The 22865-nt window shown below is 44.8% G+C and carries 25 protein-coding genes and 2 pseudogenes; 18 read left to right on the top strand and 9 right to left on the bottom strand.

The features are described from left to right. The first annotated feature begins 8 nt into the window (after positions 1-8). Positions 9-1214 carry a purine nucleoside transporter PunC gene (gene punC, locus CS022_RS05390; protein WP_129121437.1) on the top strand — a complete coding sequence of 402 codons (1206 nt, stop codon included), beginning with the start codon at positions 9-11 and terminating at the stop codon, positions 1212-1214. A 92-nt stretch (positions 1215-1306) separates the two neighbouring features. Here the strand turns inward: punC and CS022_RS05385 are convergent, their stop codons facing one another. The 4 genes from CS022_RS05385 to amrB all read right to left on the bottom strand — a co-directional run bounded on the left by CS022_RS05385 (position 1307) and on the right by amrB (position 4408). After that, entirely contained in the window at positions 1307-2194 is an 888-nt protein-coding gene (locus tag CS022_RS05385; RefSeq protein ID WP_129121436.1) for a hypothetical protein, read from the bottom strand. 135 nt (positions 2195-2329) lie between these two features. Further along, positions 2330-2968, bottom strand: coding sequence for an HAD family hydrolase (locus CS022_RS05380; protein WP_129121435.1), 639 nt, complete (start codon positions 2966-2968; stop codon positions 2330-2332). Between the two features lie 95 nt (positions 2969-3063). Next, a complete protein-coding gene (gene amrA / locus CS022_RS05375; RefSeq protein WP_129121434.1) occupies positions 3064-3654 on the bottom strand; it encodes an AmmeMemoRadiSam system protein A in 591 nt (196 codons plus the stop codon). Then, positions 3626-4408, bottom strand: a complete 783-nt coding sequence (gene amrB / locus CS022_RS05370; RefSeq protein WP_129121433.1) for an AmmeMemoRadiSam system protein B — start codon at positions 4406-4408, stop codon at positions 3626-3628. Before amrB ends, amrA begins: the two co-directional genes overlap by 29 nt. Before the next feature lie 181 nt (positions 4409-4589). Here amrB and amrS point away from each other — a divergent pair, with 181 nt between their 5' ends. Further along, positions 4590-5684 carry an AmmeMemoRadiSam system radical SAM enzyme gene (amrS, locus tag CS022_RS05365; RefSeq protein ID WP_129121432.1) on the top strand — a complete coding sequence of 365 codons (1095 nt, stop codon included), beginning with the start codon at positions 4590-4592 and terminating at the stop codon, positions 5682-5684. Between the two features lie 170 nt (positions 5685-5854). Here the strand turns inward: amrS and CS022_RS05360 are convergent, their stop codons facing one another. Both CS022_RS05360 and CS022_RS28010 read right to left on the bottom strand, forming a co-directional pair. Continuing rightward, the gene (locus tag CS022_RS05360) at positions 5855-6412 is read right to left on the bottom strand and encodes a TetR/AcrR family transcriptional regulator (protein ID WP_201746216.1); all 558 of its coding nucleotides are present in this window, start codon (positions 6410-6412) and stop codon (positions 5855-5857) included. A gap of 7 nt (positions 6413-6419) precedes the next feature. Next, positions 6420-7803 (bottom strand): annotated as a pseudogene (locus CS022_RS28010) (coniferyl aldehyde dehydrogenase). A gap of 441 nt (positions 7804-8244) precedes the next feature. Here CS022_RS28010 and CS022_RS05350 point away from each other — a divergent pair. Next, positions 8245-8790: a hypothetical protein gene (locus CS022_RS05350; RefSeq protein ID WP_129121431.1), complete on the top strand. Its 546-nt coding sequence runs from the start codon at positions 8245-8247 to the stop codon at positions 8788-8790. 1 nt (position 8791) lies between these two features. On the opposite strand, the gene CS022_RS05345 is transcribed toward CS022_RS05350, so the two are convergent. After that, the gene (locus CS022_RS05345) at positions 8792-9964 is read right to left on the bottom strand and encodes a hypothetical protein (RefSeq protein WP_129121430.1); all 1173 of its coding nucleotides are present in this window, start codon (positions 9962-9964) and stop codon (positions 8792-8794) included. 186 nt (positions 9965-10150) lie between these two features. Here CS022_RS05345 and CS022_RS05340 point away from each other — a divergent pair, with 186 nt between their 5' ends. The 15 genes from CS022_RS05340 to CS022_RS05275 all read left to right on the top strand — a co-directional run bounded on the left by CS022_RS05340 (position 10151) and on the right by CS022_RS05275 (position 19930). Then, positions 10151-10909 carry a CPBP family intramembrane glutamic endopeptidase gene (locus CS022_RS05340; protein WP_201746215.1) on the top strand — a complete coding sequence of 253 codons (759 nt, stop codon included), beginning with the start codon at positions 10151-10153 and terminating at the stop codon, positions 10907-10909. Positions 10910-10911: 2 nt separating this feature from the next. Continuing rightward, positions 10912-11328, top strand: a complete 417-nt coding sequence (locus CS022_RS05335; RefSeq protein ID WP_129121429.1) for a GNAT family N-acetyltransferase — start codon at positions 10912-10914, stop codon at positions 11326-11328. Between the two features lie 281 nt (positions 11329-11609). Next, the gene (locus tag CS022_RS05330) at positions 11610-11852 is read left to right on the top strand and encodes a hypothetical protein (protein WP_129121428.1); all 243 of its coding nucleotides are present in this window, start codon (positions 11610-11612) and stop codon (positions 11850-11852) included. Beyond that, a complete protein-coding gene (locus tag CS022_RS24805; RefSeq protein WP_161569572.1) occupies positions 11849-12007 on the top strand; it encodes a hypothetical protein in 159 nt (52 codons plus the stop codon). The genes CS022_RS05330 and CS022_RS24805 overlap by 4 nt, the downstream gene beginning before the upstream one ends. A gap of 252 nt (positions 12008-12259) precedes the next feature. Beyond that, positions 12260-12589 carry a DUF6693 family protein gene (locus CS022_RS05325; RefSeq protein ID WP_129121427.1) on the top strand — a complete coding sequence of 110 codons (330 nt, stop codon included), beginning with the start codon at positions 12260-12262 and terminating at the stop codon, positions 12587-12589. A 48-nt stretch (positions 12590-12637) separates the two neighbouring features. Continuing rightward, complete coding sequence (gene lepB / locus CS022_RS05320; protein WP_129121426.1) at positions 12638-13264, top strand: signal peptidase I; 627 nt, start codon at positions 12638-12640, stop codon at positions 13262-13264. Positions 13265-13458: 194 nt separating this feature from the next. After that, on the top strand, positions 13459-13776 hold the full coding sequence (locus CS022_RS05315; protein ID WP_129121425.1) for a hypothetical protein: 318 nt from the start codon (positions 13459-13461) through the stop codon (positions 13774-13776). A 224-nt stretch (positions 13777-14000) separates the two neighbouring features. Then, the gene (locus tag CS022_RS05310) at positions 14001-14690 is read left to right on the top strand and encodes a hypothetical protein (RefSeq protein ID WP_129121424.1); all 690 of its coding nucleotides are present in this window, start codon (positions 14001-14003) and stop codon (positions 14688-14690) included. Between the two features lie 707 nt (positions 14691-15397). Then, the gene (locus CS022_RS05305) at positions 15398-16132 is read left to right on the top strand and encodes a class I SAM-dependent methyltransferase (protein WP_129121423.1); all 735 of its coding nucleotides are present in this window, start codon (positions 15398-15400) and stop codon (positions 16130-16132) included. A 70-nt stretch (positions 16133-16202) separates the two neighbouring features. Next, the gene (locus CS022_RS05300) at positions 16203-16490 is read left to right on the top strand and encodes a hypothetical protein (protein WP_129121422.1); all 288 of its coding nucleotides are present in this window, start codon (positions 16203-16205) and stop codon (positions 16488-16490) included. After that, complete coding sequence (locus tag CS022_RS05295) at positions 16451-17077, top strand: hypothetical protein (protein WP_161569571.1); 627 nt, start codon at positions 16451-16453, stop codon at positions 17075-17077. The genes CS022_RS05300 and CS022_RS05295 overlap by 40 nt, the downstream gene beginning before the upstream one ends. Before the next feature lie 150 nt (positions 17078-17227). Further along, positions 17228-17980 (top strand): class I SAM-dependent methyltransferase, encoded by a 753-nt coding sequence (locus CS022_RS05290; protein ID WP_129121420.1) that lies wholly within the window; start codon positions 17228-17230, stop codon positions 17978-17980. 88 nt (positions 17981-18068) lie between these two features. Next, positions 18069-18710 (top strand): HD domain-containing protein, encoded by a 642-nt coding sequence (locus CS022_RS05285; RefSeq protein ID WP_161569570.1) that lies wholly within the window; start codon positions 18069-18071, stop codon positions 18708-18710. Positions 18711-18896: 186 nt separating this feature from the next. Next, positions 18897-19253: a VOC family protein gene (locus CS022_RS05280; protein WP_129121418.1), complete on the top strand. Its 357-nt coding sequence runs from the start codon at positions 18897-18899 to the stop codon at positions 19251-19253. Between the two features lie 311 nt (positions 19254-19564). Then, complete coding sequence (locus CS022_RS05275; protein WP_129121417.1) at positions 19565-19930, top strand: VOC family protein; 366 nt, start codon at positions 19565-19567, stop codon at positions 19928-19930. Between the two features lie 57 nt (positions 19931-19987). Here CS022_RS05275 and xylA read toward each other — a convergent pair whose 3' ends face one another. Both xylA and xylB read right to left on the bottom strand, forming a co-directional pair. Beyond that, positions 19988-21331: a xylose isomerase gene (xylA, locus tag CS022_RS05270; RefSeq protein ID WP_201746214.1), complete on the bottom strand. Its 1344-nt coding sequence runs from the start codon at positions 21329-21331 to the stop codon at positions 19988-19990. Between the two features lie 37 nt (positions 21332-21368). Then, positions 21369-22855, bottom strand: a pseudogene (gene xylB, locus CS022_RS05260) (xylulokinase). Positions 22856-22865: the final 10 nt, after the last annotated feature.

Here is a 22865-nt window from a genome sequence, read left to right as displayed (position 1 = left end):
ATGACAACATGAAACAACCTGTTCCAATGACCACAATGATCTGGTTCGCCGTTCTCAGCATGCTGGGGTTTCTGGCCACGGATATGTACTTACCGGCTTTTGAAAATATCCGCCAGCAATTGGACACATCACAATCGATGATCGGTCTGACGCTGAGTGTTTTCCTGCTTGGTATGGCGATCGGTCAACTTGTTTATGGTCCACTATCTGATCGCATTGGCCGTATTAAAGTCTTGGTTGGCGGTTTGTCGCTTTTCACCGTGGCAACCTTGGTTTGCTTCATGGCGCAAAGTATTGAAGTGATGCTGGCTGCACGCTTTGTTCAGGCATTAGGTGCCTGTAGCGCAGCGGTTATTTGGCAAGCGGTTGTGGTAGACAGATATGATAGCGAAACAGCACCACGCGTTTTCGCGACCGTCATGCCGCTGGTAGCCTTATCTCCGGCATTAGCGCCACTGGTTGGTGCAGGTCTGGAAGTACACTTTGGCTGGCGCAGTATTTTCGTGGTGCTTGCGATACTGGGTGTTGCTTTGATTGCTGCAACATTGCGTCAACCAGAAAGCGCTCCCGTTGCCGACAACAGCCAGAAAATGTCGGCCAAACTGGCAACAGATTATCGCCAAATTCTGAGTTCAAAAAAATTCATCGGTAATATGATGATTTTTGCAGGCTGCTCTGCTGCATTCTTCGCATGGCTGACTGGCTCACCGTTTGTGATGACAGAGATGGGCTATTCAGGTGCAGATATTGGTATGAGTTATGTACCTCAAACCATTGCGTTTATTGCAGGCGGTTACGGTTGCCGAGCACTACTGAATAAGTTTGACGGCGCAGCGATTTTACCGGGTTTCATCGCGCTGTTTGTTATCAGCATCGGTGTGATTTTCTTTATGACCACGCAGACGGAAGTGACCTCAATCTGGACAGTATTGGTACCCTTCTGCTTCATGGCAGCAGCCAATGGCGCGATTTACCCAATCGTGGTGAACAAGTCGCTGGAAGGTTTTAAAAATTGCAGCGCAACAGCAGCGGGAATGCTGAACTTCCTGCAGACCATGGTGTGTTTCATTGCCAGCGGCGCGGTGTCTGCGCTTGCGATATATGGCCTTGTGACGGTATCGACCGCAATGATGCTGTCGTCAGTAATGGTGGTTATTGGCCTGATGATTTGCTGGAACAGCAACAAATTACAGACCATTGAAGCAACAGCGTGATGAGCTGACAAGAACTGAAAAAAGGAGCCTGACGGCTCTTTTTTATTGGGTAAATACATTGCTTGTCTTATGTACTGAATGCTTACAGCCAATCAGAAGTATTTCGAGCGCTCGTTCTGATACCACTCAACAAGGCTTTTGTCTTCCCACGTTTGGCTCAGGTCATCAGCACGGTTTAAATCACTCGTTGAGCGTTCATTTTCACCCAGATGGTGTAGAGCTCTTGCAAGCTCAAGGCGGATAAATGCCTCTTCGATATCATCGCCGCCGTTTTTATCCAACACTGCGATAGCTTCAAGGCCATGGTCAACGGTTAGCGCGAAACGACCACGCTCGTTTTCGACATACTGAAGCAAATAGAGACCACGTACAGCATTAATCCATGTACCGCACTTACGCCATGCTGCCAGTGACAAGGTCGCTGCGGCTGTTATAAGCTCATCGTGCGCATCAGTTCTGGGAGAAACTCTCAGCAGGTCACTCGCCAGGTTGTTGGCCGAGATTGCGATGGCTCTGTCTGCAAAGTGCTTTTCCGTCAACGAGGAAGACAAGGTTGAGGCTGCGTTAAATAGATGCAGAGCATCGTCTATCTGGCCCACAGCAATTAGAGCTGCTGACATCGCCACTTTTATCTCAACGACCGCAGCCAGACCTTCATCGCCTGCTTTGACAACCGCTTGCGCTTCTTCGAAATGCCCCTTAGCAACATCGCCAGACATAAAGGCCGCGACAGCAAGCTTGCTGTGCTGACGAGATGAAAGTTCATCTGCGTCAAACGACGAAACGGCTTTTTGCGCAAACGCATACGCACGCTCCCATTCATTTCGATGCTCGCCCATGGTGTGGTTTGACAGTGCCAATAGCGGTGTAAGATCCTCTGATGTCAGCGAAGAAAGATCGAGAGATTCCAACTCGCCCGACAGCCGCTCAGACTCTTGGTCGTGATACTTCCAGCCCTTGTTAACAAAATCTAATATCATCAGTACTTCCAGCTTCGTTGTTATTGGTTTGGCTGTATATAAATACAGTAAATTACCTTTAAAACTTGGCTGAGTGACCAATGCGACGCGCCACAAAGTTAAACACCCAGCTAGCGATAACGCTGATTTTATGGGTTAAGCCATTGATAGCTCATCAAAACTATTGATAGTACTGTCAGCGTTAGTCATATCATTTTCAATGTTAAAGTCATGACGAATCGCAATCACGTCACAGCCCGAACGCTTACCCGCTTCAATTCCTGCACTCGAATCCTCAAAAATCAGGGCTTCTTGGGGCGATAGGTCAAATTTTTCAAGCGCGACGAGATAGGCTTCTGGATCAGGTTTATGGCGGGAAACATCTTCATTGCTGATGATAAGGTCAAAGCAACCTTTGAGATTCAATTGTGAAAGAATGTTCTCAACCATCCAAGCAGCCGCAGAACTCACTACCGCACAGCGTTTACCTTCGGTCTTGGCTTGTCGGATAAAGACATCGACGCCGGGGTTGAGGTTTAGATTTTCAGACAGCAGGTTTTCATAGTGTTTTCTGAAATGAGTATTGAAGGCGTCCATGGTCGGCGTAATGTTACCGAGTTTGAAAAAATGGCCAGTGACTGTCGGCCAGTCCTGTCCCATTACTGCCTTGTAATATTCAACGTCTGATTCTGCACCCAGCTCTCTGCACGCTCTTGCGATCGCTTCACCTTTAAGCGGTTCAGAGTTAACTAGGGTTCCATCGAGATCGAAAAAGAAGGCTTTGTATTTCTGCATGTTATTTCTCGGCTGCGTGTAAACGACTCGCAGTCTAACGAAATAACATTTATGACATGAGAAGTCCCCTTTCCAGTTGCGAGAGGCCACGCAGTTCAGTCACGAAAGCCTTGTTTTAGGCTGTCGACAGAAAACACATCAACCCGCATGTCAGAAGGCCAATCAGCCTCATCCATTCCCCCTTTTCGTTTCAAGGCACGAATGAAATCAAAAGGCACAGGTAATTTCTCCCACACTTGCGGTAAAAAGACCGCGCGGCGGTGATTGCAAGAGAGAATGACCCCTACTTTGTTCTCTTCAAGGAAGTCGAGGCAAGCTTGTTCGCTCTCAACCTCTAATAACTGAGGTTCGGAAAGTACCGACACTTCAATCGATAAATCATCCAGCTGCTGGGCCGTCAATGGCGTAAAACGTCGGTCCTGAAACGCGGCCGCCAATGTCTTGTTGTGTACCTCATGAATCAATGGCATTGGGCTGCTAATCGCACCAATACAGCCCTGTAATTGATGATTAACTTCGAGCGTAACAAAACAGCCTGCAGGCTTATGAAGTTTTTCACTGTAAGCTTCAGGCTCAGGCAACGCTAAGGGATCATTGTTGAAGTGGCGAGTTAGCACAGTCCGGACAATACCCAATAGCTCGCCAAGTTCATGCTCTTCATACTGCGGAGATAAGGTAACTGACATAGCCCACCACCCTTTCTTTATTACCGCCGGTGTCACCGGAGTTTCTATAGTCGATTTCAGTCAATGAATAACCTCGCGCTCTGGCAAGATTCAACACTGCGTTAATGCCTGTCGCACCGCATGCCTGATGAGGCTCAAGCGTCATGTCGAAGTTTGCAATGCGCTGACAGGTATCTTTGTCAATTTCACAGGCCTCATCATAGGTATGGTAATGACTAAGATCGGAACTGATCACCAACAGCGTTTCATCATCTCGCCACACAGTCTCAATCAATTCAGCCAATACCTGAGACGTCACTTTCGAATACACAATTGGCAATAGCGTGAAGGAATCGAGCGACGCTTGAAGAAACGGTAATTGCACTTCCAGGGAGTGTTCCGGCGCATGCACTTGATCAGTCACCGCCACCAGCGCGTTTTGACTCAGTGCGTATGAAAGTTCTCTGTCAATTTCAATATTACCCAGCGGGGTCGCAAAGAAGTCTGCTGCCGGTATTGCCACTCCATCAAAACCGTATCGATGACTGGGGCCAACTAATATCACTTTTTTGAATTTATCCGATATTGGCCTGAGGTATTGATAGGCGTCAGCAGCAACTTTGCCTGAGTAGACATAGCCCGCATGCGGAACAATGAGGGCTTTGACTGGCATAGGATCTTGCGGTGATGACAGCCAGTCAGATAACTGGCTTTCGAGTCGTTCGGGCGAGTTATCGTAAAATCGACCAGCAACCGCCGGGGCTCGTATGTTCATGACGACAATACTCCTTCAATACTCATTGTCGTTTTCCTGCCTGTTTAAACTGTACAGCTCACCTCGCTGACTACACTCTAAGGGTAAGCTAAGTGCTGGCCCGCCGACTGGCTGGCTTGATACAGGCTGACAATGAAAGTATAGATAACAGTCGGGCTGAATGGAGAAGCTGAGGCCTCCAATGAAAGAGAATAATCACGCCGACCACAACGCGTATCCGACGCAATACTGGCATCAATTGGATGACGGTCGGGTCGTTTGCGATGTCTGCCCTCGTCAATGCGCGCTTCGCGATGGTAAGCGTGGTGCCTGTTTCGTCCGTCAGGCGCAAGATGGGGAAATTGTTTTAACCACCTATGGCCGTTCCAGCGGCTTCTGCATTGACCCAATTGAAAAGAAACCCCTGAATCACTTTTACCCTGGCTCGTCAGTGCTCTCTTTCGGCACCGCTGGCTGTAACCTTGGTTGTAAATTTTGCCAAAACTGGTCAATCAGTAAATCACGCCAGATGGACACACTGGCCGACCAAGCGTCACCAGAGAGAATTGCCTCTGCCGCCAGCACACATGGCTGCCAAAGCATTGCTTTCACGTATAACGACCCGGTGATTTTTTTGGAGTACGCGGTGGATACGGCGATAGCTTGCAAAGAAGCAGGGTTGAACTCGGTGGCGGTCAGCGCCGGTTATATCTGCGACGCCCCGAGAGAGAAGTTCTATTCGGTCATGGATGCTGCAAACATCGACCTAAAAGCATTCTCTGAATGGTTTTACAAGAAAGTCTGCATGGGTGAACTTGCACCTGTACTGGAGACATTGAAGTACCTAAAGCACGAAACCGATGTGTGGTTTGAAATCACGACCTTGTTGATTCCAGATGAAAACGACAGCGACCAAGAACTGGATGAGATGACTGGCTGGATCGCCGATAATTTAGGGACAGATGTACCGCTGCACTTCAGCGCCTTCCACCCTGACTTCAAAATGCTGGATAAAACCAGAACACCAGCGTCAACACTACTGAGAGCCAGAGACATTGCACTGAGAAACGGCCTCAACTTTGTCTATGTCGGAAACGTTCACCATACCGCGGCTAGCAGCACATATTGCCCCTCATGTGGTGAGCGACTAATAGAAAGAGATTGGTACAAAATTGGCCAGTATGAGATTGATGACACTGGTCACTGTAACCATTGCCACTCAGAAATAGCAGGACGTTTTCAGAAAATGAACGGCGCGTTTGGGCCACGCCGTATTCCTGTAAGACTGAAGCACTAGTGGCTAAATCCATTTAATTCCAGGTCACCCCACAAGCGCAACGTCCTTTTCATGATCGCTCAAAGAAGGTGCCAAAAAATGAAAAAAGCCGGAGATAACCCCGGCTGTTTCTCACATCGATTACTGTCAGTTCACGGCAGTAGTCGAAGAAACATGAACGGGCTCTTTGCTCATTGCCCCCCACGCCATTGCAAAACTACTGTCTCGATATTCCTGTTCCTGCCAACGTTCTGGATGGTCCATAAAATAACGGTTGATGCGAGGAACTGTCCGTAGCAGGTTTCCATCATCAGTATTAGCGGGTAATTGTGGAACAGACCCACAGCTTGCCCTTTGATCACCATCTCGGCCAGAAAACCGAATACCTCAAGCAACACCTTTTCACGCTCTGTGGCATCAAGGTCTGGAGACATGCAATATTGCTGAAAAAACTGCGCCTTTTCCGAGTTTTTAAGTGCCCAGTTGATGCCCAAACACCAAAGGTCAGAAAACGTGTGCCTTAGGTCTTTACCTAAAAGCGCTGTTTTCATTAAGTCAGCGAATTCTGATTTAACTTGCAGGTAAAGCGCCTGTAATACGGCTTCTTTATTGGGGAAGTGGTGAAAGAGTGTCCCCGTCGCAACACCAGCCGTTTTGGCCAGCGTTGCTGTGGACGTTGCATGATAGCCCTGTGTCACAAACAAGGTCAGGGCTGAATCTAAAATGGCTTGTTTTTTATCTTTTGCCATATGCCTACTAGCGAATAAATATTTTCAGAACAAGGTTTTGTAACCAGTTACCATAAGGTGGGCTCAACAACGGTGTAGTGTTGATACGGCCGCGTTTCAGTATGGTTTTAGCATGGCTGAAAGTGATGAAACCTTCCTTGCCATGATAGTTACCCATCCCAGAAGGACCAATACCACCGAATGGCGCAGAGTCGATAGCAAACTGGAATATCGTCTCGTTGATGCTCGCACCACCAGAGTGTGTCTGTTTGAGCACACTATCCTGAGTTTTATCGTCAAAGCTCATCAGATAGAGTGACAAAGGTCTGTCGTGCGATTTTACATAATGAACCGCATCGCTAATATCTTTATATCCAACAATTGGTAGAATCGGTCCGAAAATTTCTGACTTCATCACTTCCATATCATCCGTCACATCTGTTACCAACTGCGTCGCCATTTTACGGCCTGTGGTTGGTACTGGCTCATCAGATGCGCTGTGAATTTTGGCACCTGCGGCCTCTGCTTCTTTCAACATACTTTTCAGGCGGTCGAAATGTCTGTCAGAAATGACACTGGTGTAGTCCTTGCTACTTTGGTTCTTATACATTTTTTTTGAAGCGTTTTTTGTAGGCTTCAACAAAGGTATCGATTTTATCTTCCGGGCAAAGCACATAGTCGGGAGCGATACAAATTTGCCCTGCATTCATACATTTACCGTAGATAAGACGATTTACAGCAGTATCAATATCCATATCTGGTGCGATGATCGCAGGTGATTTTCCGCCCAGTTCCAGTGTGACCGGAGTGAGGTTTTCGGCAGCGGCACGCATAACATGCTTACCTACCACCGTCGAACCTGTAAACAGCAAGTGATCAAACGGTAGAGACGAAAATGCGGCAGCGACATCCGCTTCACCTTCCAAAATAGCCACCTCATTCTCACTGAAGACTTCAGCACAAATCTGACGAGTGACTTCATTCGTTTTCGGTGTGAATTCAGACATTTTGATCATTGCGCGGTTGCCTGCGGCCAATGCATAAGCTAAAGGAGCCAGTGACAGGGACATAGGGAAGTTCCACGGCACAATAATTCCAACAACACCCAGTGGCTGATATTGAACTTTAGTTGTCGCTGGCAAAAACAATAGGCCTGAGAATCGTCTGCTTGGCTTCATCCACTTCTTCAAATTGCTGATACAGAAGTTGATGCTGTGTATGGTTGTCAATATCTCCGCACGGCGCGTGTCATCTGCACTTCGGTAGCCAAAGTCGTCACTCACTGCAGCAGTAAACGCATCTTCATGCTTCAAGATAGCCGCTTTAAGCGCTTTGAGAGATCTAATCCTTTCGTCAGCTTCAGGATACGGATTATTCGAAAAGCTCTCTTTTTGGGCTGTCAGAAATTCCATTAATTCAGTTTTTGGATCTTTCACTGTATTTGCTGCATCAACAGAACCAAATTCTTCCTGCGCTTGAACACTCATCTCTTTTCTCTCCCTATCCGAAACGAAAACCGACTGATTAGTCGGTCACAAGCTTAGCCAAGGAGTTAGAGTACTGCAATAAGTGATCGTGTCGTTAGTGAGACAAATACGGCCTGTGCGGTAATTTTAATAAGGTGACACTAATTTAATTGATTGTTTATAAAACCAATTTAAAACGAAATATTTCGTAACGTTTTTTAGTCGAACATACGGTTTTTCTGGTGTATCGCACCGCGAAAGGCTCGAAGTGATCTCCCTATAATGTTGGGAGAAAAGTGCGCACTCCTTCCCGAGTTTGAACACAAACAGCGAAACCATGAAAGAAAAGTGTCAACCTGCTCTTTTTATGATGTTGGATTCGAAGATATGTCTGCCCGCCTTACTCTATGCCTTGCCACTTTCTTGGCATTCCCCTGCTTTGCCTATACCCAAGCATCGGGTCTTGAAGTTGGCATAAGCGCATTTGGTGGTGCCTCTGATGATGATAGCGAGTTGCGCGGCGGGCTTGAGGCCAACATCTCGTACAATGACCCATCAAGCGCATTCTCTTACCGTTTGAGTAAAGTCCTCAATGCCTCGCATAACAACGATGAGTTCACATCAGGCATGGCGATAGGCTTCTTTTGGGATCCGCTTTACCACGCTGCGGGGCAATTTGGTATTTCTGGCTATGCTGGTGCTGCTATGTATTTTGGAGAATCAATTACTTGCATAGAGAACGATGGCGAATATCACAAACCGGATACCGCAACCATCGATTACTGTGACGCTGAAGACTGGGATACTGAATTCTATCCTGAGGTAGGTTTGAGGCTGCATGTCAGCGGCGTAAGACTCTCTCCCTTTTTCCGCTATTATGTTGGCGACCAAGACATGCACGTCACCGGCGTTAATCTGCTGTTCGCTTTCTGACTCAAACCTCTTTTTGGCTGACAGGCGCGATATTCAAAGAGTAAACCCCTTCTTGTAGCCGCTCACGGTAGAGCCGGGGTAGAACCAATTCGGCACCCCTATCGAGACGATAACGGCATAGCACTTTGTTATCGAAGATGATCTCAATCATCGCATCACCAATATCCGGTATCGCTAAAGAGCTAGTCTTCCATGAACCAAGCTGATCATTACCATCTAAGTCGCCCAGCATACGAGGTTCATTATCCGGCCATTTAGCGTTCAGCACCTCAGTGATCACGCTGGAATGATGCATGCAGGAGTGTTTAATTCTCGGCCACACATACTCGGCAAGGAAGAACTGATCAGCATGTGTGGAATGTAACTTGTCACCTACTTCAACCAAATAACGGTCGATCATGGCACGAACACCGGTCAGCAGACCGTGCCTCGCTCCCCACAGACCGGCCAATATCAAGTCGGTGTGACCAAACCAATCACGGATAACGTGAAAGGATTTATCGCTTTTCAACCATGAATCGACAAGACACTTCTCCCGCGCACAAACAATCGAGTCAGCATCGCGGCAAATCACCATGTCGACATCCAAAGATTCAAGAGCCAGAAACCGCCAGAATGTCCCCGGCATATGGGAAGCCTCCACTACTGAAGCACTTATCAGGACGACGCCTCGCTGTTTTAGGCGCTCTAAGACATGGTCAGGCACAGAATCATCATGATATACCCACATTTCCCAGCCTGGGTATATGTCTGGCATCACGTCAGCATTGATAATGGCCGTTTCACAGTATTTGGGACTCTGTCCATACAAGGAAAACGAGACAACACGACGGGTGTTTTTGCGGCGAGAAACCCTCTCTCTATCGCGAAGTGCCAATGACTGCCGACCATAGCTTTCAGCCTCTTTAAACTCGCGACTTTCACCAAAACAACTGCTCATCCAGCTGTAAACCAAGGCTATTTTTTCGTCGTCAGTTTCTATATCAGCCAATAGTCGATAACAATGAATTGCAGCATGCCAAGCCTTGTGTTCGCGAGCGTATTGAGCAGCTTTCAAAAATGTGGATGCTCTTTCTTTAACAGGCTTGTCCTTAACGTCAGAAGCTATCACCTCACAAACCCGATTCCAGTCACCCGCCTTTGAGGCCGCTAGCCATTTGTCTTGCTCTATCATTCACACCCACACTTGTTAATTTTCCGTATATCTCAATATTTAGCCTATCAGCTGATAACGTTTCTGCACTGTCGATATCAACAAATCTATTGCCATTCATTCACTTACTAATGACACAAACAATGATAAACGTCAGTATGAATTTTTGTGCTAATCTGATACGACCTGTGAGAGAAAAACAAGAACATGACGCAAGAAAACTTCAGGTGGGCAGAGTTTTTTACTGTTTTTTTTCTTTTACCTGTTACCGCCTTTCATTACCGAGAGTACCTAAACTTTCTATTGCTGCCAGCCCTGTGTCTGGTAGCATGCGTTTGTTTATATCTCATGGTGACTGATTCAAGGTTTAAACGGTTCAGGCTTACCAACTATGAGAATCTAGGCTCTCTCCTTTGGCGCTCGGCACTGTTGTTTGTGTTGGGAGGGATTGTTACTGCAGTCGTTGTAGGCTTTATTCTCGACAAACCACTTTTCGCCATGTTGCTCGATGATATTTATACTTGGGGACTGTTGATTGTCCTCTACCCGCTATTTTCTGTGATCCCGCAAGAGCTGATTTTTCGCACCTATCTTTTCCATCGCTTCAAACACCAAATGCCGAACAAAACGACACGTATCTTCGTCAGTGCTTTCGTGTTCGCGCTGGCCCATATTGTCTACGCCAACTGGGTCGCAATATTGCTTTCATTCATTGGCGGCCTGATGTTTGCTTACACCTATTCCGTCACCCGCTCAACCTTGCCTGTGTTATCGAACACAGTGTTTGGGGTATCTGGTTGTTTTCTATCGCTTTGGCCAATACCTCGATATTTCGCAGACGCTATAGCGTGTTTTTCAACCACACACCTGTACCTTCTTAGACCTTCATCCAGATATTCAGGCAATATCATTGATGTATACGTCATCAACACGTATTTCTATTTCGTCTCACTCAATACTGGTTAAAAATGAAACTCGACGTTATTTACGATCCTACAGAAGATGACATTGCAAAGGTCACCACAGGCTTACGCAGTTACAACCTCCCTTTTCTTGAGCACATACCAAGTGAAACGTTTGTCTGCCTCCTTAAAGAACAAAACATTGTTCTCGCGGGGTGCGTCGCTAGACTGTTTGGACAATGGATAAAAATAGAGTATGTCTGGGTTGATGACGCCTCGCGCGGTAAAGGCATAGGTGGAAAACTGTTGGAAGAGTTAGAAAATGTCGGTCGGCAAAAAGGCTGCAAACGCGCCTTGGTTGATACGCTCAGTTTTCAAGCGCTACCTTTCTATCAAAAGCAAGGATACGTCAAACAAATGTCACTTGAAGACTACCCGGTTGACGACATGCAACTCCACTTTCTCACCAAATCACTGGTGTAAATAAAGGGCAGACAAGCCGAAACTAAAACAATCTGCGTGTACCAATAAATCTTTTATTGACCATCTTTCCTTTAATATTGGGATGGCCAAAAGTGATTTATTCCTACGATTTTTAGATCCACCCCGATTATTTACAAAAATATGTAAATAATCTCCTGACCGAGTCGATACATCTGGTGACTCAGCGTGCAGTGCTGAGTGAATACATGGTAAAAAAACGAAAGTGCATATCACGGATGAGTGTATGCTGAAGTTTCCTGTATCCAGAGGTTATTGATAACATGAAAAAGCGCATACTTTCGGTCGCTGTAGTGATGGCTTTGGTCGGTTGTACCAAACCTCTCGAAGTAACCATAGACGCCAAAAATCTGGCATTTGACGAGGCCGATGTCACATTCAAAAGCTTCGGTTACAAAGCCAACGTTGAAGGTGTAGGCACAGAGGCAATGGATTGGCCTAAACAATGTGACAAGCTCTATGAAAGCTTTGAGCGTGGTGATTTTTACTACGGTGGCATTGCATGAACATTGAAAAAGGTGTTGCTACTTTAAAGTTACCGGGGCACCTTGAAAATTCTGTGATGAAGCAGGATGCCGTATCATGCGCACAAAGAATTGTGCTTGATATCAACACAAAGATTTCGGTCAAAAAACGTAATAACAAATCGTGGGACGGCTAACGAGTCGCTAACCCTTTTTGCTGCGGATACAGCTTCCAACACCGAGCGCCATGAACTAAGAAAACGGTACTCGGTGTTGAATCATTCTTTCCCTCTTAGCCATCCAATATACCCTCCTGATATTTCTGCAAAGCCCTGTTCACCTGTCTCAATCAAGATAACTTATCGAAAACCCTCTGAGTGATTGTTCTTTCTTATCCTCGAAGCCAATAACATGCTGAGCCACAGGGATTTGGAGATGATGGGAAAGTTATGTTTATTAATGCAGAAATCAGAGTAAGGGATATTACTCTGCATTTAGTCATTTGGTTGATGCTGACAATTCTTACGCTGGGTCTTGCCTTCTTCGTTTATCCCTACGCGTTTGCCAAGTTTATTATTGACCGTTCATCTATCGTACAACCCGATGGCAGTGAAAAGCCGCTGTATTGCGATGTTGATATTTTCAGCAACATAGGACACGCAGTTGTCTGGCTGGTTATCACCATTATTACACTCGGGTTGGGGTATTTCTTTTATTTCTACCGTGTCTGGAATTACTCGCTGAACAATACAAAAATTCTCCCTTCATCAGGAACTTAGTGACCGTAAATCACTCCAAAGAGAAAATATCTCTACAAGGAAGTGAAGATGAAAAAGCTCTACGCAGAATATCGATCATTAATGGTGTTTATCGTACTAATGATTATCTTTCGTTCAAGCTTTGCCGATTGGAACCATGTTCCAACCAGCTCAATGGAGCCAACCATTCAAATTGGTGACCGCATTCTGGTTAACAAGATGGCTTACGATCTTCGTATCCCCCTGACTGGTATTAAGCTGATGACATTTGGTGATCCAGAGCGCGGAGATATTGTGGTTTTCGATTCTGAAGCCACAGGAAACAACATGGTCAAGCGTGTCATCGGCACACCCGGCGATACAGTAGAAATGAAAGGTAACGTGCTTTTCATTAACGGCCAGAAGCTCAACTACAGCCAACAATCAACCGACGGTGAATCTTTGTTATTTAATGAAGCATTGAATAACGAAACTCACACCGTGAAAGTAAACCCCTACCCTACGTCAACTTCAAGTTTCCAAGCGGTAGAAGTGCCTTCCGGCCACTTTCTAGTACTAGGAGATAACCGCGACAACAGCGCCGACTCCCGCTTTATTGGATTTATTCCGAGAGGCGAAATTCGTGGACGCTCAAAAACAGTGGTAATGTCCTTTAATTATGATAACTACTACATCCCGCGTAGCAACGTTTCCTGAAAGATTTGTGATTTAGTTTCTCTCCTCACCTAAGCTTTCACCAGCACTATGTCGTAACCATTTTTAGATCCGTTCCTCAAGAATATCCCACCTTCTTGGGGCAACGTTTGATAAGGTTATAGATAATTAAAGAAACAGTGTTTATTGACTAAATGAGACTTTTACGAATTTTATTAGCAGGTATTTTTTCGATATTGTCTGCACTGGCTATTGCACAACTTATAATGGGAAACATAAGCTTTGTTGGATTAATCGTACTTCCTGCTTACTTAGCAACCGCATTTTCACTCAACAATAAAGGTGGGAAAATAACGAGATATATAGGCTACTTCACAAGCTCTACACTGAGCCTGTCTTTACTTGGCGCTATATACGTTTTGCTATTACCACTTCTCGGCGTGTCATTTGAACCAATACTTTTGTTTGTGCTAGTTACTATTGGTTCGATTGGCGTTTTGTCGTTTAAGTTGATAAAAGACCAAAGTAAATCAAAAATTATCGAAGTGAGTTAATTGTTAGTGAGATTAGGCTGGGCTAATCCGGCCTTAATTAGCTCCCCTGCTGGTAGTAACTTTTAATCTCGATGTTCGCAAACCGCCAGAATTATTTCTGCCTCAGGTTAACTGTTTATGCCAAGTTTCAGGTGCAAACTTACCCACACCCAATGCCTCTCCACCAAGCGTTTTGAAGTGGGAAAAATGTAATCAGAAAAGTAACCGATGGGTGGCATTCAGAGATGATGGAAAATATGAGTAAGAATTTGGAGCAGCTTTTAGATGAAGCCCTTGAGGACTACCATATGGAAGATTTCGCTTCTGCACATAAAAAGTACGAGTGGTATTTCGAAAATGCCGAAAAGTTTAACCCCCATCATAGAGGGGTGAGAGTTTCATTTGCTTTAGCTGACTGGGTTGATGTTGCAAAGCAATATAGACCAGCGATGACCTGCATCATTGATATACGGAAAGAAGCACTTAATAAATTCAACGAAACCAAGTCTATCGAATCATTTAGAGATTATTCATATATTTCTGAATATTTACAAACCGGAGACGAAGTACTTGAAATATTCTTTTCCTTTCACTCAAAGGATAAAGAGTTAGCTAAAAAGCTCTTTAAATATGCATATAAATTCTTAGTGGATAATAAAGAGTGGTCAATCTGTGCTGAATATATGGATAATTCATCAGAAAAATATGACCTTATCTTTCATTGCTATGATATTGTTAATGAAGAAGATGAATTCGATAAAGAGACGATTAAACATCTAAAAAAATATAGAATAGAATCACTAAAGAAAGACATTGTATCTCTATTTTCAATATTATCACTTAAAGATAATACTGATATATACGAAGATTTTTTTAACAGGCTTAAAATTGATTTAAAGAAACGTGGTCTCATTGAATTACTTTCAGAGATATGAAAAATTTAACAGGGAGGTATAAAATCAAACAGTAGTTTGATTTTACCTTTCATTCCAAATAGCACCATCCTATCTTTATTACAACGAAAAGGTAACTTGATTCTGCAATGAAAAAAATCGCCCGGTGTTAAAACGGAGCTCCGTTAGGAACTTTGCTCCCCCACATCACTGGCAACAGTTGGTTCCTCATCGGCCACCGGGCAAATCAACGAATGGAAAAACCAAATCTAAACAAAAAGTAAGGTCTATTGAAATGCGTCGCACTTCGAGACTCATCATTCATTTTTTATGTGATAGTTTTGTGAATGCGAAAGTAAAAAATCGATGTGAATCGCATAATGTGATGGTGGTATTCTTTAACCGTAAGTCAGTTGAAATGTTAATAATCAGAGCACTAAAAATACTAAAATACGTTTACGGTTAATCATCACGCTGAATAGCAGGGTGAGATGACTTTGTTTCAGCTAACTCTCGCTGTTCAATACATTACACCCAGCTCTCACCCGTGTCCTCTTAACGTTTAGCAACTAGCAGAGAGGCTGATACTTCTATTTTTCGAGATACGCCGCAACAAAAGCCCGCCTTGGTTTTAAGTCGTTTGATATGATCCATCTCCTTCCTAAAACCCGCAAGGGAAGCCCGAATTTAACTCCGAGTCAGCGATAAATTTATATACACCGAGCCTATACCAAAAGGAATTCACTGAGATGAGCGAACAAAGTCAACGTAATAAAGAAGCGTGGAATTACCGAGCATATGAATTTTGGTGTAAGAAACACGGCAAGCCTCAAGAGTACGCTGCCCGCCTTTTGGAAAATAGACCTAACTTAATCAACTCACGATATGTCGATTATTTTAAAGACGTCAAAGACAAACGCATTCTTAATGCTCTTGGCTCAAACGGACGGAAGGCTGTTCCATTATGTTTGCTCGGGGCAGAAGTGACGATCATTGATATCTCTGAAGAAAATAAACAATACGCCCTTGAGCTAGCTCATCATGCAAATGTTGAACTCTGCTACGAAATTGCTGATTTCATTGAATACCAAAACGACAACCTCGATGAATACTATGACATCGTCTTTTGCGAAGGTGGAATATTGCACTATTTCAGTGACCTTGATGTGTTCTTCAAGAAAGTCTCTCGCTATTTGCGCACTGGCGGTACGTTAATACTCAATGATTTTCATCCGTTTCGAAAAATTGCGTCCACTTCAACGGGTACTGGAGGGAATTATTTTGATGACGAAGTGAGGGCCTACCCTGTCGCTTATGAGAACCAGTTTGATGAAATGGAACAAAAAGACTTTCCTAAATGTTCGCTCAGGTTTTATCAGCTAGGCGAGATAGTGACAGCCGTCGGACAAAATAGAATGCATATTACCGAACTGCGAGAGCTTCCAAAAACTGGAGAAGAGACAGTCCTGGTGAGTTTACTTTAATTGCACAGAAAGTATAAATAGAAGCAAAACTCCCTGTCGCTAATGAATTGGAAAAATATAGATTAGAACCATGGAAATTGTTAAGTACTCAGATGACCATAAGATCCAATTAGAGCGATATTTTGAAAAATATAACCTTGAGAAAATCTTGCTGTTAGATACTGAAAAAAGTAGAGGAAGAACAGTATTTATCAAAGATGATGATTCTATTTTAGCTGTAGCAACCGCAGCAAAAAATTCATTACACCCTAAATTTGACATTATTTCTTTTGCGACTCACTTGGAAAATATAGCATATATTCACTCCTCTATGATGGCTTGCAGGAAGAAAATAGAGATTCTGTTCCTTTTCAAATAGGACATGATGATTTTATCTCTCCAACATTTAAGGAGTTTTTAGGTAGCCATCGCTTTGACTTAGTTGTGGTTTGCGACTGCCCGGAAATATGTATCGAAGGTAGCTTATCCAAGTTAATCCACTCCCCGTTGCCACCGAACGTACGAATAGTCACACAAAATAATTTGAATAGCCGTGAACAGGCAAAGGTAAGACAATTTCGAATAGACGGGTACATAAAAACGCATTTCTGGTCTCCGCCGATAGAAAGGGAACAAGATGCATGGTCATGCACTGATAAATCCAGTGAGGAAAAATCAATTTCATGGGTTGCATTTTATAATGATGAGATCCTCCTTACATCAGACAGTTCACTGATCGATGGTGAATTTTGGTTAAGTTGGGGCTGGCACAATGAGAATTTAGTCAGCGCTGAGTTACTCACTCAAGTGTGGAAACACGTTTTACGGTTGCAGCTTACCGAGTGTAAGGCTTTAGGTGGGAAGCTCATCGGCGAGTTTGATTCAACAGATCGCTTCGCGCAGTTCAAAAGGAAGCTACTGGTCGAGAAGGCACCGGATAGATGGAATATATTGCAACAGAAGTAAAGCCTGTCACTTTATTCCCTGTGTTAATGAATGGAAATTAACTCCATTAATCGTTCGACTCAAAATCCCACGTGTTGTTAGTCGAGAAACTAATCAAAAGAGTCAGGTAATCTGGCTTTATCAACGAATGAGTATGAGGATAGTTGCGTAATGTTGGATAACATTAAAACTGATAACGAGTTTTCTCAACAAAGGCTGGCAGAGCTTTATGACTTTGTTGATGGAAGCCGAGATGATCTTGATCCCTACATTTATTTATCAAAGGCTTTCGATGCTAAATCTATTCTTGATATCGGTTGTGGAACAGGCTCATTGCTATGCAAACTCGCCAAGGATAAAAAGCTCAATTTATATGGGGTCGACCCAGCACTTGCGTCATTAAATGTCGCCAAGAAAAAGCCCCTCTCACGCTATGTGACTTGGATACATGGTGATACCTCAAATACGAAAACGCTCTCTGTCGATTTAGCATTGATGACAGGAAATGTCGCTCAGGTTTTCTTAACAAATGATGCCTGGCTTTCTACATTACGGGATATTCATGATGTGCTTAACCCTGGTGGCAGGTTGGTTTTCGAAACACGGAGGCCGCAATCTCGAGCGTGGGAAGCTTGGAATAAGGAAGACAGCTATTCTCAGCAACATATACCCGGAGTGGGCATTGTCGAAAAGTGGGTTGAGTTAACCGACGTGTCATTACCGTTTGTCTCTTTTAGATGGTTTTATCACTTTAGAAGTGACGATAGCATTCACGTATCAGACTCAACTATCATATTTCGAGATAAAGAAGACATTGAAAGCACCCTGTTAGAGTCAGGCTTTAACATTATCGACATACTTCAAGCCCCTGACAGGCCGGGTAAAGAGTTTGTCTTCATCGCAGAAAAGTCACGAATAGAGTAACCCCGAGCTCTTCTTATTGTGCGAGATTCTCTTTGATTCAAGTTTTTGAAATAAATCACCCCAGATGGAAACCCGAAAAAGGAAATTAATGAAAGACTTACAATCTTTGTTAATCGAAATTGATGGCTTAAAAAGTGTTTACCGAAAGTCATATATCTCCGATGGTTCAAGAAACGAAAACTCTGCGGAACACAGTTGGCATCTTGCGTTAGCGCTAATGTCGCTTAAACCTCATTTGCCCAAAGAGTTAAATATCGATCATGCCATCAAGCTAGCGTTGGCGCATGATATCTGTGAAATTGGAGCAGGCGATGTTTCCGCCTACGCAGCTGATCGCACAAACCAAGCCGAAAAAGAAGAGGCATATCTTAACTCTTTAGCCAAAAGATACCCAGCTTTTGGCAGCGATATTTTAGCCCTATGGGTTGAGTATGAATCACAGGTTTCACTTGAAAGTCATTGGGTCAAACTGCTCGATAAGCTACTGCCGTTTCTACTCAATTTGGCAAATGAAGGGCGTACTTGGCAAGAGCAAGGGATCACTGCGCCTATGGTGAGAGAGCACAACCGATTCATAGATACGGTTGCGCCAAACATTTATCAATGGATGATGCGCGAGCTAGACGATGCGGTGAAAAAAGGGTGGACTACAAGCAACCGAATAATGCCTGAGCTCAATCTGAGTCGGTTATTCAGTGGAGTAATGATAGAGCACATCGCTGAAATTTGAACTTACTAATCCTTATACTGGCTTTTTGCTCCCAATATGGCTCCTAGGCTGAATAATCCCTGCTCTTTCGTTCAGATGCAAAAATGTGTTTTCTGACAACACTTAAGAGTAACTACTCCGACTGCTGACAGATTGTGTCAGGAGGCAACGTTATATTCATCTTTTTACTTCCAAGAGAGTACTTTGATGAAGATGAATTATTTTGTTGTCGGGACCAACGATATGAAAGCTGCTGTTAATTTTTACGATTCCCTTTTTGAAGGGGCGGCACTCGAAAAAGTCGCGCCGTCAGAAAGAATGACTTATTGGCTGGGCGAGGATTTCGCGTTCTCGGTTGCCATTCCATTCGATGGAGAATCCGCAACAAACGGAAATGGTACTATGGTTGGCTTTAGTGTTGGCTCTGAAGAGGAAGTAATAAAGCTATATGAAAAGGCCATTGAGTTAGGCGGAGTCAGTGAGGGAGAACCCAATAGACGTGGTCCGCGTTTCTCTGCCTATGTCAGAGATTTAGATAACAACAAGATTTGTTTGGCTGATTAATAACAATCTAAGTTTAGTAACTCATTACCTCCTCATCGTAATAGCTACAATCAAAGCTTTGTTTTGCAGCGAGAAAGCATCTCCATTTTCTCGCTGAACACACCTAATAGACTCTCAAAGTACTTCCTCCTTATGCGCTCATCTACGCAACAGGTTGGTATTTCTGTTCTTCGAGATGCGCCGCAAAAATACTCAGTTATTTATCAAGGCGACTTGGTAATATCTTCGGCCCAAATTTGTTGGGTAAGTTGCTCATTTTCTTCACGACAACGTTGGATCTTTTCTCAACGTCATTTTTAGAGGGTTTTAAGATGTTTAAAAAAATCGAATCAACGATGTTCTTCGCTGACGACATCCACAAAGCTGCGAAATGGTACGCTGAACTGCTAGGTTCAGAAGTGGAATACGAGAACCCAGATTATGCGTTTGTTCGTGGTGCTGAGATGATATTTGGCTTTCATCCGGTCGATGAAAAGAATAATCCCGGGAGAGATGGTTCTGTCACTTATTGGGAAATAGACGACATAACGTCCGCTATTTCAACGCTAACGTCTATGGGAGCAACACTTTATCGAGGCCCCGGAAAAACAGACTTAGGCGCAGACGTTGCAATGCTGATTGATCCATTTGGAAACGCAATCGGCCTGAATCAATCACCAACACCTAACGCCGTCTAATCAAGACTTGCGGCCGCGGTATAGCATATAAACATTACCGCGGCTTAATTCGAGCTATTAGGCCTTGATCAGGGCTTGGTTGATCAGGTTTTCCAGCAGTTCTTGTTTACCCGATGTTGTCGCAACAGGGCCATGGCCTTCTGCATGTTCAAAAAGTAATTCGAGTCCCATATTACCGTCTCGAAATGCTTGGCCAGCTTCAGTCATGAAGGTGCTGTACCTTTCGGCTTTTCTCGCAGAGTAATCAGTGTTGTTCAAGATATAGTCAGCCACTTCCAAGCCTCTGGCGAACGCGTCCATCCCACCAATATGTGCGATGAACATATCTTCGAGATCTGTCGATTCACGGCGAAGTTTGGCATCGAAGTTTAAGCCACCAGTTTTAAAACCACCTGCACCGAGCACAACCATCATAGCTTTGGTGGTGTCATAGATATCTGTCGGGAATTGGTCTGTATCCCAGCCATTTTGCGGGTTACCCCTGTTGGCATCAATACTGCCCAGCAGACCTGCATCGGCACTCATTTGCAGTTCATGGGCAAACGTATGGCTCGCCAATGTCGCGTGGTTGGCTTCGATATTCAGTTTAAAGTCTTTATCAAGACCATGGTGACGTAAGAACCCAGTCACCGTTTGTGCATCAAAATCATACTGATGCTTCATCGGCTCCATGGGTTTCGGTTCAATGAGGAATGTACCCTTGAAACCATTGGCCCGGCCATAATCTCTCGCAGCTGCCAGAAACTTTGCCATGTTATCCAGTTCAATATCTGTGCGAGTATTGAGTAATGAAGCGTAGCCCTCTCTCCCACCCCAAAATACATAGTTTTCTCCGCCCAGCTCTATGGTCGCATCCAGTGCTGATTTAACTTGAGATGCCGCATGGGCAACTACATTAAAGTCAGGGTTAGTTGACGCGCCGTTCATGTAACGAGGATGAGAGAAAAGGTTAGCCGTTCCCCAAAGCAGTTTTACGCCCGTTTCCTTTTGACGCTCTTTAGCACGAGCAACAAGTGACATGAGGCGATTTTCTGAATCAACCGGTGATTTGCCCTCTGGCGCTAAATCACGGTCATGAAAACAGTAATACGGAACGCCGAGTTTAGTAAAAAACTCAAATGCTGCATCCATTCGATGCTCTGCTGCTACCATGGGATCAGCGCTGTCATCCCATGGATATTGGCGAGTGCCCGGACCAAACGGATCCGCACCAGCACCACAGAACGTATGCCAATAGCATACGGAGTAGCGTAAGTGCTCTTTCATCGTTTTGCCCGCAATCACTTTATTTTCGTCGTAGAACTTAAAAGCCAACGGAGAGTCCGACTCAATGCCCTCAAACGGTATTTTCGATTTTACTTCCGGAAAATAGGCACGCGTTCCTTGAAATACATCAACCATTATTCTTCGGTCCTTTATATGTTTTGTAATTGGTGTCTTAGTAGAAATTCCTAACGAGCTCTACAGCGCGTGAAAAACGTAAATATTCTCTGTGGTATCGCTGTTGATTTTCTTGGTTTGGCTCGATGACGGTTGTCAGCTTTTCCTCAACATGTTCGGCGCACAAATGAGAGATAGACTGCTTCCCATCCAGCATCCAAAGTGCCTGCAATGCTGCACCGAAAGCCGCACCATTGTGGCTGTCAAGCAAAGTCACGGGTCTATTCAAGATGTCGGCAACCATTTGTACCAAGTGGCACTTTTGCTGCCCCCGCCCGTCAGCCGAATTTCATCAATCGACATTCCCAGCTCTAAAAGTCGCTCAAAGCCCATCTTCAGGGTGTAGGTTGCCCCTTCGATTGCAGAGCGGACAAGATTTGCTCGATTCGTATTGTGCGGTGTCAGCCCCAGAATCGAACCTCTCGCTGCTGGCAGATAAGGGCTGCGTTCACCGTTGTAGAACGGCAACGTCAGCACACCTCCACTACCGGGTAAAACACTGGCTATATCTCGTTCAAACTGGACATAGTCGCGTTCCCCGCCAAGAAGCTGTTCGATGACATCTTTGGCGTTAGAACAGTTCAGGGAGCAAACTAAAGGTAACCACCCATTTGTTGATGAGCAGAATGCCGCGACTTCACCCCCTTGACAGTCAACAATCGGACAATCGCTGAACGCGAACAGCGTTGAGGATGTACCAAGGCTGACGGTAGCAACTCCGTTGCGCACATTGCCTGTCCCAATGGCGGCCATCATATTATCCCCGCCCCCACTCGACACAGCGATGCCCGCTCGCAGCCCCAATTCAGCAGCAATATCGTCTTTCAACAGACCGATTGGCTGGTTAGCTTCAACAAGGTCCGGCAAGCATGAAAGCAGGTCTTTCTCCGGGTCAACGACATTCAGCAGACCTTCATCCCAGCGACGAGTTTTGATATTCAACACCCCTGTACCTGAGGCATCACCAAATTCCATCACCTTCTCACCAGTCAGGTAAAAGTTGACGAAGTCATGCGGGAGGAGAATGGTGGCAAGCTTTAAATAAATGTCGGGATGGTTGTCTTTGAGCCACAACACTTTGGGTATGGTGTATCCCGGTAGAATAGTGTTACCGACGGTCTCAAGTAACGCCTGTTCGCCGCCATAAGCGTCGGTGATATGTTCGCATTGGCTTACCGTTGTGGTGTCATTCCAAAGCTTGACGTTAAAAATGACCTCGTCGTTGTCATCAAGTGGCACAAAACCATGCTGCTGACCAGACACTCCGATTGCGCGGACAGATTCCTTTACCTCAGTACTGATTTCAGCCATTGCAGATTTAAGCGCATCAATCCACCAGCTTGCGTGCTGTTCACTCTTACCACTTTCGTCCTGTTCTATCGATAACGCAGCATCTGCAGAGTCAATAACCTTTTTCGCCTTGAAGTCATACACGACAACTTTGAGGCTTTGCGTGCCCAAATCGACGCCTAACACTGTTTCCATCGTCACTCCA

This window comes from Veronia nyctiphanis, assembly GCF_004116385.1.
GTDB lineage: Bacteria > Pseudomonadota > Gammaproteobacteria > Enterobacterales > Vibrionaceae > Veronia > Veronia nyctiphanis.
Note: the sequence above shows the minus strand (reverse complement) of the source record. Positions and strands in the feature narration are given on the sequence as shown.